At 37.7% G+C, this 12,927-nt stretch carries 13 protein-coding genes; 8 read left to right on the top strand and 5 right to left on the bottom strand.

The annotated features are described in order from the left end of the window. The 4 genes from gldL to B2V92_RS04905 form a co-directional block, all read right to left on the bottom strand. Nucleotides 1–284, bottom strand: a 284-nt coding sequence (gldL, locus tag B2V92_RS04920) for a gliding motility protein GldL (protein ID WP_293305216.1), incomplete at its 3' end; no start/stop codon positions are given. Between the two features lie 42 nt (nt 285–326). Next, nucleotides 327–1,652, bottom strand: a complete 1,326-nt coding sequence (locus B2V92_RS04915) for an SUMF1/EgtB/PvdO family nonheme iron enzyme (protein ID WP_293305214.1) — start codon at nt 1,650–1,652, stop codon at nt 327–329. 225 nt (nt 1,653–1,877) lie between these two features. Beyond that, nucleotides 1,878–2,648, bottom strand: coding sequence for a uroporphyrinogen-III synthase (locus B2V92_RS04910; protein ID WP_293305212.1), 771 nt, complete (start codon nt 2,646–2,648; stop codon nt 1,878–1,880). Nucleotides 2,649–2,662: 14 nt separating this feature from the next. Then, nucleotides 2,663–3,640, bottom strand: coding sequence for a DUF4271 domain-containing protein (locus tag B2V92_RS04905; RefSeq protein WP_293305210.1), 978 nt, complete (start codon nt 3,638–3,640; stop codon nt 2,663–2,665). 240 nt (nt 3,641–3,880) lie between these two features. Between B2V92_RS04905 and B2V92_RS04900 the strand changes: the two genes are divergently transcribed. Further along, nucleotides 3,881–5,785: a TlpA family protein disulfide reductase gene (locus B2V92_RS04900; RefSeq protein ID WP_293305209.1), complete on the top strand. Its 1,905-nt coding sequence runs from the start codon at nt 3,881–3,883 to the stop codon at nt 5,783–5,785. A gap of 115 nt (nt 5,786–5,900) precedes the next feature. Here B2V92_RS04900 and B2V92_RS26550 read toward each other — a convergent pair whose 3' ends face one another. After that, complete coding sequence (locus B2V92_RS26550) at nt 5,901–6,110, bottom strand: hypothetical protein (RefSeq protein WP_414691887.1); 210 nt, start codon at nt 6,108–6,110, stop codon at nt 5,901–5,903. A gap of 239 nt (nt 6,111–6,349) precedes the next feature. On the opposite strand from B2V92_RS26550, the gene hemW reads away from it, so the two are divergent. From hemW to B2V92_RS04865, 7 genes are all read left to right on the top strand, one after another. After that, nucleotides 6,350–7,483: a radical SAM family heme chaperone HemW gene (gene hemW, locus B2V92_RS04895; RefSeq protein ID WP_293305208.1), complete on the top strand. Its 1,134-nt coding sequence runs from the start codon at nt 6,350–6,352 to the stop codon at nt 7,481–7,483. Between the two features lie 127 nt (nt 7,484–7,610). Then, nucleotides 7,611–8,393 carry an SDR family oxidoreductase gene (locus tag B2V92_RS04890; protein ID WP_293305206.1) on the top strand — a complete coding sequence of 261 codons (783 nt, stop codon included), beginning with the start codon at nt 7,611–7,613 and terminating at the stop codon, nt 8,391–8,393. A 318-nt stretch (nt 8,394–8,711) separates the two neighbouring features. Beyond that, on the top strand, nt 8,712–9,263 hold the full coding sequence (locus B2V92_RS04885; protein ID WP_293305205.1) for a fasciclin domain-containing protein: 552 nt from the start codon (nt 8,712–8,714) through the stop codon (nt 9,261–9,263). Nucleotides 9,264–9,507: 244 nt separating this feature from the next. Next, the gene (locus B2V92_RS04880) at nt 9,508–10,389 is read left to right on the top strand and encodes a cupin-like domain-containing protein (protein ID WP_293305204.1); all 882 of its coding nucleotides are present in this window, start codon (nt 9,508–9,510) and stop codon (nt 10,387–10,389) included. Nucleotides 10,390–10,477: 88 nt separating this feature from the next. Continuing rightward, nucleotides 10,478–11,263, top strand: a complete 786-nt coding sequence (locus B2V92_RS04875) for a DUF3050 domain-containing protein (protein ID WP_293305203.1) — start codon at nt 10,478–10,480, stop codon at nt 11,261–11,263. A gap of 126 nt (nt 11,264–11,389) precedes the next feature. After that, nucleotides 11,390–12,268 carry a cupin-like domain-containing protein gene (locus tag B2V92_RS04870; protein ID WP_293305201.1) on the top strand — a complete coding sequence of 293 codons (879 nt, stop codon included), beginning with the start codon at nt 11,390–11,392 and terminating at the stop codon, nt 12,266–12,268. A 64-nt stretch (nt 12,269–12,332) separates the two neighbouring features. Next, nucleotides 12,333–12,926 carry a hypothetical protein gene (locus tag B2V92_RS04865; protein WP_293305199.1) on the top strand — a complete coding sequence of 198 codons (594 nt, stop codon included), beginning with the start codon at nt 12,333–12,335 and terminating at the stop codon, nt 12,924–12,926. The last annotated feature ends 1 nt before the right edge of the window (nt 12,927 follow it).

The following is a 12,927-nucleotide window of genomic DNA, read 5'->3' as shown; positions in this document are numbered from 1 at the left end:
GAAGGGGCTACCGCTGCCGCTGGCCTGGCCGATGCTGTAGGTAGTTCGCCTTTAAAATCCGCTCTTAATTCAGGATAAACTTTCTCCCATGCTGGTTCTGGCTCTGGTGGAAAAAAACCGGTCAAAGCAAATAAAAATGCTTCAACACCTAATCCAATTCCAATTGCATAGCTCCCGAAAATTCCACCGATGTGGAGAATTTTACATAACGCCCCGATAATTACAATACTAGCTCCAAATGAAATTGCTGGATTCAACCAGCTTGGTTGTTTTTTTGCTGCCATAAAATTTTGATGTTTTTCTTGATTTTCTTTAGTTTGTTTGGTTTATCTTCTTAAATCAGTACCTGGGTAAGATGAAACACATCTAAAACCAATATATGACCTTTGTGTATCCTGGTATTCGTATGTTGCTACGGCATTCTGTAAGAAATAACCGGTATCTTTCCACGAACCGCCTTTTACAACTTTGCGTTTTTTGTATTTGCTGTCGTTTGCACCTGCATCATAAGTAAAGTTGGGATTCAGGTCGTGCAATAACGGGCTAGCACCTTTGTTATATGCAGTAATGGTCCATTCAGAAACGTTACCTGCCATATTGTACAATCCGTAATCATTAGGAAAGTAAGATCTAACACCAACGGTATAGATCCCGCCATCACTCGAATAATCGCCACGGCCCGGTTTAAAATTGGCCTGCAAACAGCCTTTTGTATTTCTGATGTAAGGACCGCCCCATGGATATTTTGTTTTGGTATTACCACCCCTTGCAGCATATTCGAATTCTGTTTCTGCCGGTAATCTGTAATCAGATCTAGATCCTACAGGTAATTTTCTGGCAGTAGCCACACCATCATACAACCTGGTTCTCCAATGAGAGAAAGCTTTTGCCTGCTCCCAGCTTACGCCTACAACAGGATAATCATCATAAGAAGGGTGGTTGTAATATCCGCGGACCATTGGATCGTTCTGCGAATAAGAATAATCCGTTTTCCAAACCATGGTATCAGGATAAATGGCAACGGTATAACGATCGATATAATCCTGACGTTTGCTGTTTGGGTCTTTATGTCCGATAGCAGCTTTCTCCATATTTAATTCGGCATAAGAATACACGAATTTGCGCACATCAAGTTCTTTTTTGCCTGGAAGCGCATCAAGGCCCGAATAATACATGCCATCTAACTGGCTTGCCTGCGCAGCAGCAGCACCTCTGCCCTTATTTCTCCAGATATTAGCCCCATTTGGTCCAACTTTTTTCCAATCGATGTATTTCTCACCACCTACAGCAGCTGCAGCATTACCCCTTGGAGTAACCATAAATTGCTGCGGGTTGCCCATCATTACGATGGCGATAGAGTCGCGCACCCAATTGGTAAACTGGCGGTATTCGGCATTGGAAATCTCCGTTTGATCCATAAAGAATGCACTGATGGTGGTCATTCTACCCGGCAGGTTCTGAGAAAATGTAATATCTTCATCTGCTCCTCCAAGTACCGTATGCCCAGGCGGAACATAAACCATTCCTAATGGAATTCTATCGTTTTTAAATTTTCGGTTATAAGCACCAACCAGCTCACCCTGACCACCATGGCCGCAGCTAGCTAGCATTACAGTTATACCTACAATAGCTAGAAGGTAAATTTTCTTCATATTTTTTATGGTGTGCAGCGCACGATTAGGAGCAATTTTATCAAAAATCACTGAAATTATCAACAAAAACAAATATTTTACATTAAATCATTGCTACCAAGTGATTAAAGTTACTTTAATGATTTATCCAGCTTCTTCTATTTTGTTAAAAAAAATGCGTAACTCTCTTTAGAACAGTAAAGTTACGCATTTATTGTGTTGACGTAAAATAATTTATCGAATGTATTATTTATTAGATATTTTGATATAGTTCTCAATGGCCATCGTCATCGAGGGCACACCCGGGGTTGGTGCTGCAATATCAACAATAAGATCCATATCGGTACAGGCTTTACTGGTGTTTACACCAAAAGCAGCAATACGCGTATTATTCTGTTTAAAATCAGGGAAATTTTTAAATAAAGACTGGATGCTTGAAGGACTAAAGAAAGCAATCACATCATAAAAAACTTCTGCCAGATCAGACAGATCACTCACTACAGTTCTGAATAGTACTGCAGGAGTAAAATTATACCCGCTCTTTTCCAAAAATTTCATGGTGTCTTCAGTAGCCACATCAGAACAAGGGTATAAAAACTTCTCTCCTGCATGCTTTTTTAACACTTCTGCCAAATCGGCGGCAGTTTGTTTACCGAAGAAGATTTTGCGCTTCCTGTACTGGATATACTTTTGAAGATACAGGGCAATCGTTTCAGAAAGACAGAAATATTTCAATTCTGCCGGTACATCATAACGCATTTCCTCACAGATCCTAAAAAAATGATCTGCTGCATTACGACTGGTAAAAATCACTGCCGTAAAATCGGCCAGGTTGATCTTATCTTTCCTAAAGTCTCTTGCTGGCACTCCTTCAACATGAATAAAAGACCTAAAATCAACTTTTAAATTGTGTTTTTTGGCCAAATCGTAATACGGAGATTTTTCGGTTTCAGGTTTTGGTAAAGTAACCAAAATACTTTTTACCTTGCGAATTCTAGAGTCGTTCTTTTCTTGCATTTTCCTTTTTCCTGCTACAGTCCTATCGTTTTAATTAGTATGAGGATAGGACATATTTCGAGGGCGCAAAAGTACAAAATTAAATGCATTTTAGAAAACTTATTATTAGAAAGTATTGTTATTCCCGCCCTTAATAGCTGAAAAGCAAAAATTACACCTAACAGCAAGAACGCCAACACGATATAAACAGCCCCATATTTAAGCGGCGACAGCGCAAAGGCCACAACCAGCGGGATAAACAACAGGGATGCATTGAAATAGCTGAGGTATAAAATGGAGATATATTCGCCTACCGGCTTCTGCACATTAAACAGATAACCCAGAAAACGCAAAAGCACGAGTTTTAGCGCATAAAACACAATGATAGTGATGGATATGCTGAAAAAAAACTTAAATCCATCCTTTGCCTGGTACATATCGTTCCATTGCGCCACCAGAAAGAAAAACATGCCAAACACAAAACCAAACTGTACAAAAAGCAACAGAAAAGGCCACGAACTGAAAAGATTGTCTTCTTTATTGATATTATTTAAAACCCTGTTGCTAAAAAACGATTGAACAATAGCGTATAACTGTTTTGCAAATGCATTTTTTAAAACGGCAAAAATAACCAGCATCCCAAAAATAAAACCCAATAAACCTACATTGCCTTTAGGTATTTTGGTGCCAAGCTGATAAGGATTTGCTTTTTTCTTTAAATGCTTATACTTTTTTTGCCATGCCAGTAAATCGAGTTTTGGGAAAAGATATTCTTTCTCGATGGTATCCAACAGCGCATTTTTATCAATCAAACTATCGGGCAGTACCCAGGTATGGCGAACCAGCGAATCGGTAGAAAATTTCTGCCGGGCCAGCGTAGCCGAATCGGGGCGGTACCTCCTGTACGGTAATTGATTTACAACCGCGCTATCTGTTTGAACAGGAACCTGCTGGGCTATTGCAAAATCTGCAGACCACAATAAGACAAACAAAATAAAAATAAATTTCGGCATGCTGTAAATCAAAACTTAAGGATGCAAAAGTAACCGAATAATCATTGTTTACCTAAAGAAAATAAACGGATTGATGAATAACCAATTCAGACGTTTCAATAAAATATTCAATATGATTAGAAAGTAAAGCTATAACTTGACAAAAAGAACTAAAAAGGGATAGATATTTTAAGTTTACTAAGAAAATGAATACTATTTAAAAAAAATTAACTATATATTTAGTTTTGTTAAGCCCGATTTATGAAACGATTAGTCATTTTAAATTTCTTTTTTTTAGTTTTTTTATCAAAGTCCTTCTCACAAGCAGTTAAGTTCATGTCGGATAAACAACAAGCTGGCACAATGGTCAAGTTCACATACGCCCCATCAGTAACATTACTTTCAACCAGTGATGAAATCATCTGTGAATCTTTTGCATTTTATTCTACTGCTTATCCAAAAAACTATAAAATACCGCTGATCAGGAAAGGAAATTTATTATACGGTGAATACCTTAGTCAAGATAGTATCTCCCTTTTGGCTTTGACTTTTCACTCTGGTAAAAAATCAGATGAGCCTCAAAATGGTTATTTTCAGAAATTTCATCAGTCGGGCAAAATTAAGAGCCAGGCTGAATTGGCCATCGCCAGAATTTACGAAAAGCTTGGACCAAGGTATTTGGGTATCAAGACTGATCTGACAAAAGCAACCCAATATTATAAGAAGGCATTCATACTAGAGCCAAAATTGAGCGAAAAACTTTCACTTGACTATCTAAGCGTAGCTTACAGAACAGGATTGCCGCAATACAAGGCGATAGTTGATAATAAAATTCTCGAACTTTCAAGAGATCATTCAGCAGAAGAGTCAAAATTTGTTTTGTTGTACAAACTTTATCAGTTAAAACAGCAGAAAAAACGGTGTGATTCGCTAGAGCATCTTATACTAAATCAGTTCCCACTTGGAGACTTTGCTTTTTATGCTGCGTTTAAAACCATCAAAACAGAGATGCCATTGAAGCAAAATGAAGAATCAGCAGATTTTATTTTTACAAAATTTGAGTTGGGCAATGATAACGAAATGGCTAAACGAAGGAAAGTAGCTTTTGATCAATATATGGTTTGGATTTATTCCAAGAACGATAATTATAAGAAGTCGGCTGTTTATGCCCGTCAACAAAAAGGTAACTTTGCACGGGCTAGTTGGTTAAATCTTTGCGCAGAAAGAATGCTCGAGAAAAACGCTGATATCGACTTTGCATTAAGTCTGTCTGCTGAAGCTGTTCAATTAACCCAAATGGCACTTAAGGAATCTGTCCCCTACAATTACACTTCTCAACAAGAATATGATGACCTATTAAACTCAAATTTGGGCAATTGTATGAATACCTACGCTGCTCTACTTTATACAAAAGGTGATTTTTCACAAGCTTTAAATCAACAAAGAATAGTGGTTCGGTTAGCACCGTCTTCTGATGCTTCAGAAAGACTGGTGAGCTATCTCAAAGCAACAGGTAATCTGGAAGAGGCTCTTAGTGTATCGGAACAATTGATCAAATCAGGATATAGTTCGGAGTCATTGATAAAAGACTTCAAATCAATTTATTCAGCCTTACAAAGAAATGATGATTTTGATAATTATCTAACTAAGATTAAAATAACAGGCGATGCGAATGAATTAGCAGACTATAAAAAAAATATGGTAAGTTACCCTGCCCCACCATTTGAATTATTGAATTTAGATGGGCAAAAAGTTGACCTCGCAAAATTAAGAGGAAAAATTGTGGTATTAGATTTTTGGGCTACCTGGTGCGCTCCTTGTATCGCTTCTTTTCCTGGGATGCAAAAAATTGTCCATGAAAAAAAACAAGATACGAACATCGTATTCCTCTTTATTAATACTTTGCAGCCAGAAGACAATAGAGGTTTATTGGTATCAGATTTAGTGATTAAAAGAAAGTTAGACTTCAATATCCTTATGGATACTAAAAATAGTAACGACAATTTGAAGTTTGATACCGCATCCAGCTATAACGTTACGGGGATCCCAGCAAAATTCATTATTGATAAATCAGGGAATGTTCGATTTAAGCTTGTAGGTTCATCTTCAGACGTAAATGTAATTGTAAAAGAGCTAAATACGATGATTAAGTTGATCGACGACTAATTGTTTTGCTCGAAAAGCAACATTTTCTTAAATTTTCGTTACCGTATACATCGTCTATTTTTCCTTTGTTTTTTGAGACGAATATTGACGATAAAATTTTCCAATTTGTTACAAATCATTTCAATGATGGCATTATGAAGCTTGCTGATAACCTTTTTGAACAATTCATCCGATCTTCCTGAATATTTCTGATCGCATTTACAATCTTCATCTTATCCTTACCCACTTCGGCAACCCTAGTGTTGGCATCGGAATAATTTTTGGTTAGATAAATCTTCAGAAATTCATAATTGCGCTTACCTTTGCCTTGACCTAGAGTAGATATCTAAGTAAGCACTGAATTTCCGCTTTTTAGTTTTTAATACCTAACTGTTACCATATGTTACGCTGCTGGTTAAAACTCTTGTTACTTTGAGACTAAAGGTCTGTTACTCTGAAAACCTATAAAGTAACAAATGAATAACAAAAGACTAATAAAGAAAACATCATACAATATATTTGAATGAACAAATTAGCATCAATAATCAATATTCGTTTATCGCGCTCTAAATACCATTCATAGCAATGTCCGGTATCTACATCCATATTCCTTTCTGTAAAAAGGCCTGCCACTATTGCGATTTCCATTTCAGCACCTCCTTAAAATATGCTGATGAAATGGTTGATGCCATCTGCAGGGAAATTACGATGAAAAAAGACCGCATTTCCGGACAGGTTGGAAGTATTTATTTGGGTGGCGGTACACCTTCTATCCTATCGCAGGCTGCCCTGCAAAAGATTTTTGATACCATTAACCATACTTTCTCGGTTGATGCCAGTGCAGAAATTACCATCGAAACCAATCCGGATGATCTAACCAGTCAGAAATTAAAAGAACTGAAACAATTGCCCGTTAACCGCTTTAGTGTAGGTATTCAATCTTTTTATGATGAAGACCTGATCTGGATGAACAGGGCACATGAGGCTAAAGAAGCAGAAGACTGTATAAAAAGAAGTCAGGATGCAGGTTTTGAAAACTTAACGCTGGATCTGATCTACGGATATCCTTTATTAACCGATCAAAAGTGGTTAAACAATATCCAAAAGGCGATTGAGCTGGAGGTACCGCATATATCGGCTTATGCTTTAACCGTTGAGCCCAGAACCGCTTTGGCTCATGCCATTAAAAATAAAAAACAAAGTCCGGTAAGCGACAACCAAAGTGCTGCACAATTTGTAATTTTAATGGATAAACTGGTTGAAGCAGGTTTTGAACATTACGAGATTTCCAACTTTGCCAAACCAAAGCATTATGCGGTACACAATACCAATTATTGGAAAGGTATAGATTATATTGGCATTGGCCCTTCGGCACATGGTTTTAACGGCCAAAACCGCTACATGAACCCTGCAAATAATGCTTTGTACATCGAAACTTTAGCACAGAATAAACTACCAGAAATGGTTGAAGAACTAACTTTGAACGATCGGTTTAACGAATACGTAATGACTTCGTTAAGAACCATGTGGGGTACTGATCTGCAAAAAATAAATGTAGATTTCGGGAAAGACTTTTTAGAAGAAACAAAATACAACCTTAGAAATTTTGAGGATAAAGATTGGCTGATCATAGGTGGTGATAAAATCAGGTTAAGCCAGAATGGAAAACTTTTTGCCGATCATATTGCTTCAGAATTGTTTATAGTTGAAAATGAATAAAAGAATGAGTGAAGGATTGAATTAATGAATGATTGACTTTTGAATGAATGTTCTATCGCGTAACGTAACCATTCTCTCATTTAATCATTCTTTCATTCAGTAATTCTCTCATTCAAATTAAAAATATATGTCAAAAATTGTATGGATTACAGGCGCTTCATCAGGTATTGGTGAGGCCTTGGTTTACGAATATTTTAAAGCAGGGAATAAACTGATTATTTCGGGCAGAAACCGTGATGAACTGTTCCGCGTAAAAGGAAACTGCCAAAATTCGTTCAATGTACATGTTTTGCCATTTGATTTGAGTGAAACAGAAACTTTGGAAAGTAAAGCTACCGATGCCATCCGTATTTTTGGAAAAATAGATTTATTGATTAATAGCGGTGGCGTGAGCCAACGGAGTTTAGCCCTCGAAACCAACCTGCAAACAGAACAACAGATTATGGATACCAATTTTTGGGGAACAGTTGTACTGAGCAAGGCAGTTTTACCACTAATGATAGCCAGCGGTGGCGGACAGATTGCCGTAATCAGCAGTTTAGTGGGCAAATTCGGCACAAAATTCCGTTCTGCTTATGCCGCATCTAAACATGCCTTGCATGGTTATTTCGATTCGCTGCGTTCAGAAGTTTATGATCAAAACATCGATATTACGATTATCTGCCCTGGTTTCATCAAAACAAATGTAACCTACAACGCACTCACCGCTGATGGACAACCACTGAACCTGATGGGCGATGCACATGAAAATGCGATGAGTCCGGCCGATTGTGCAAAACAGATTGTACTGGCCATTACCAATAAAAAAGAAGAAGTTTACATCGGTGGGAAAGAAACAAAAGGTGTATTATTGAAACGTTTTTTTCCTAAGTTTTTCTCTAAAAAGATACGCACAGCTAAGGTGAATTAGGTGGGCGTTTTGCGCTTGGCGTTAAGCGTTTACCAGCGATTTTCAAAAGCGCTATGGATCGGTCAAATCGCGAGTTAGGGTAAGAACAGACCTTTGTTAAATAAACCCGATTGAAGCGGTTTCGATTCTTCATCGAAAGTAGCGAAAAGCGGGGCTGCTCTTCCCAAAGAACCACAACAGCACCTTTTCAAAACAAAAAAACAAAAATTAAAATACTAATAACCAGCTATTTAAATAATAATTTTCATTTCTAAAAACCAAGTATCTGTAAGCCGTCGTAAATGGAATCAAATAACAGAAACTTAAAAATTAGAAATAATGAAAAATTTAATCCTATCAGTTTTTGCCGTAATTACAATGGCATTTACAACCCAAGTTTACGCTCAGAAAAATCCTATGGTTGGTGGCGCGGCCATGTATCCAACCAAAGATATTGTTGATAATGCGGTAAACTCGAAAGACCATACCACACTTGTTGCGGCAGTAAAAGCAGCAGGCCTGGTAGAAACTTTAAAAAGCGCTGGTCCATTCACCGTTTTCGCTCCAACAAATGCAGCTTTCGACAAACTTCCTGCAGGAACTGTTGATAACCTGGTTAAACCAGAAAACAAAGCAACCCTTACCAAAATTTTAACCTACCATGTTGTTGCCGGTAAAATGGATAGCAAAGCGATTGCAAAAGCGATTAAAGCTGGTGGTGGCAAAGCAGAATTAACAACCGTACAGGGTGGTAAACTTTGGGCATGGATGGAAGGTAAAAAATTGGTTCTAAAAGATGAAAAAGGTGGAATGAGCACGGTAACTATTGCTGATGTTTATCAAAAAAATGGTGTAATCCACGTGGTTGATACTGTTTTAATGCCTAAATAATATTTTAGATATCCTTATCATTAACTTAAAACGTTCTGGCAATCTGCCGGAACGTTTTTGTTTTTTGAATAACCCGGCACCAGCATTTTCTTATAAATAGCTGGAGAGCGAGCATTTTTCAATAACAAACCATCATACCATCTGACTTTTTTTGATGAATTGTCAGTTTTTTTTCAAGTTTTCCCATTTCTGATACTTCCTGCTTTTTAACTATTTAATTTTGCTTCATTAATAGTTATTTAACATGAAATTCAATTTATCTCCGATAGATGTAGTTGAAGACATATCTAAATCAGATTTCGAGCTGAACTACCTTAAACCACGTAAACCTCTGGTAATAAAAAATATGGCCAGGAAGTGGCCGGCTTACCAAAAGTGGACAATGGAATATATGAAGGATGTTGTTGGTGATAAAACTGTTCCCCTTTACGACAGTTCGAAAGCCGATCCATCCAAACCGATAAATGCATCTGCTGCCGAAATGAAATTTGGCGATTATATAGATCTGATTAAGGAAACTCCAACGGATCTGCGTATTTTTTTATTCGATCCGATAAAATTTGCACCGAAATTACTGGAAGATTACATCGCCCCTAAAGATTTAATGGGTGGCTTTTTAGACAGTTATCCCAATATGTTTTTTGGCGGAAAGGGCTCGGTAACCTTTTTACATTACGATATTGATCTTGCACACATTTTCCACACACACTTTAACGGTCGCAAACACGTAATCCTTTTTGATTATAAATGGAAAGAACGTTTATACCAGATTCCCTACGCTACTTATGCATTGGAAGATTATGATGTGGAAAACCCAGATTTTGATAAATTCCCGGCGCTAAAAGGCGTTCAGGGAGTAGAAGCATTTTTGGAGCATGGCGATACCTTATTTATGCCTACCGGATACTGGCACTGGATGAAATACCTCGACGGATCTTTCTCCATCAGTTTACGTGCATGGGACAAAAGCTGGGCCGTAAAAGCAAAAAGCTTGTATAACTTAACTTTACAGCGTAAATTTGACGACTTTATGAAAGCAAACTACCGCGAGCGCTATATGCACTGGAAAGAGGAGCTCGCCATTAAAAGGGCAAGTAAAGCGTTAGAAAAAAATTTACCAAGATAATAATGATTGAATTATTGAATGATGTAATGAGAGAATAAACCTCTTAATACCTTCACTCATTCAAAACTCAATCATTCAATAATAAAATATGCATCCCAACATTATAAAAATCCAAGAAAGCATTACCCCGCTTAAGCAGCAGATCATTAACCATAAAGTTTATTCGGCGATCAGCGAACTGGAAGACCTCCGTGTTTTTATGGAGCACCATATTTTTGCCGTATGGGATTTTATGTCGCTCCTTAAAGCCTTACAGATTAACCTTACCTGCACCAGTTTGCCCTGGTTCCCTGTTGGCGATCCGGTTACAAGGCAATTGATTAACGAAATTGTAGCAGGTGAAGAATCGGATGTAGACGCAGAAGGCGCTATTAAAAGCCATTTCGAACTGTATTTAGATGCTATGGATCAGTGTGGGGCAAATACCAAACCCATCAATGATTTTTTAAATGCTTTAAAAAATGGCAAAAGTTTTAACGAAGCTTTTGAAATTGCTGATGTACCTGCTGCTGCAAAAGATTTTGTAAATGCAACTTTCGACACCATTAATAGTGGAAAAACACACTTACAGGCTGCCAGTTTTACTTTTGGCCGTGAGGATCTGATCCCGAACATGTTTTACAGCATGGTAAACGACCTGAACAGTACACAGGCCGATAAAGTATCGATTTTTAAATATTACCTCGAGCGCCATATCGAAGTGGATGGCGATCACCATAGCCATTTGGCCCTCTCGATGACGGAGAAGCTCTGCGAAAAGGAAACAGCATTTTGGACAGAAGCAGAAGAAACCACAAAGCAGGCTTTACAAAAGCGTATCGACCTTTGGGATGCCGCTTATGCCGAAATTGTTAAAAATAAAGTTGAGGCGTAATTATTAAATTGTTAAGTATTTGCTAATTTAGATTACGTGATTTTAGTCACATTTACCTGTTAACTTCAATTTTGTAAAATAAAATTTACACATTTGTTGTTCGGCACAAATAACCGATTTAAGCGCATGAGTTTCATTTTAAAGCCTGTTGATATTGTCGAGAATATCACTCCCGAAGATTTTAAGAAAAATTATCTGAAAACTAAACGTCCGTTGGTAATCAGGGGCCTTACCAAAGACTGGCCTGCAAGAGAAAAATGGACGACCGAATATTTAAAAGAAATTGGTGGTGAGCTTGAAGTTCCACTTTACGATAACTCGAAAGCAGACCCGTCAAAACCGATCAATGCCGCTGCTGCCCATATGAAATTTGGCGATTATCTTGATCTGATCAAACGTGAGCCAACAGAATTGAGGATTTTCTTCTTCAACCTGTTTAAAAAAGTGCCAAGCCTGATCAACGATATCAAAATCCCTAAAGATTTAATGGGCGGTTTTATCGAAAGTATGCCTGCTATGTTTTTCGGCGGTTCTAACTCGGTAACCTTTTTGCACTACGATATTGATTTACCACATATTTTCCACACCCATTTTGGCGGGAGAAAACACATCATCTTATTCGATTATAAATGGAAAGACAGATTATACTGTTTGCCAAATGCCACTTATGCATTAGAAGATTATAAGGTAGACAATCCCGATTTCGAAAAATTCCCTGCATTGAAAGGTGTAGAGGGTTACGAAATTTTCTTAGAACATGGCGATACCTTATTTATGCCAACCGGTATGTGGCACTGGATGAAATATGTTGATGGTTCGTTCTCTTTAAGCTTAAGGGCATGGGATCAATCAATCACACGTAAAGTGGCCAGTGTTTGGAGCTTGTTTACCCATGGCGCAATTGATAGTTTGATAAAAATGACTTTCAAAGAAAAATATGCCAACTGGAGAGAGAAAAAAGCAGTTAAAATTGCTGAAAGGGCTTTAGCCAAAGGCAGACCATAACAAAAAATATAAAACAAAAACGGGGCGCTCAATATTGAAGTCCCGTTTTTTATTTTAAACAGGAATGGCCGAATTAGATTTCTTTCAATCCATCCGTAAACAGATCGATGATACTTTTTCTTTTTTAAAAGAGTATGGATTTACCGATTTTTCTGAAAAGCAGCTCGCCTACGAATATCATTACGAAAGCAGTAATACCCACAGCAAAATCGACATCTGGTTCGAATTTGCACCAGGCAGTCCATTTTGGGTTACCGTTAATGGTTATCACATCGAAACAATTGAACCGGATAATCCAATAATCAGGAACTATCATTCGACCGAAGATTTAAGCGATAGCATCAATGATCAATATCTTAAAGAAATTGCATCCATTTTAAAACGCAATACAGCTGTGCTTTATGGGGATATTACGGTAGTGGAAAATATGCACCAGAAATTGGTTGCAGAGAATGAAGAAATAAACCGGGAGCGGAAAGTACGCGAAAAGCGTTACACCTGCGAGTTCGAATGCTTAAACGGACTGGTAGTTTCGGAGTTTGAAGCAAATTCTTTAACTGAAATCAGGACTTCGCTGATAGGAATGAATGATCCAAGCATCACCAACATTGAAGTGTTTGATTGGAATGGTAAAAAAATCGATTTTTCATTCCCATAAT

Source organism: Pedobacter sp. UBA5917 (genome assembly GCF_002432345.1).
Taxonomy (GTDB): domain Bacteria; phylum Bacteroidota; class Bacteroidia; order Sphingobacteriales; family Sphingobacteriaceae; genus Pedobacter.
This window is presented reverse-complemented; position numbering and strand designations above follow the sequence as displayed.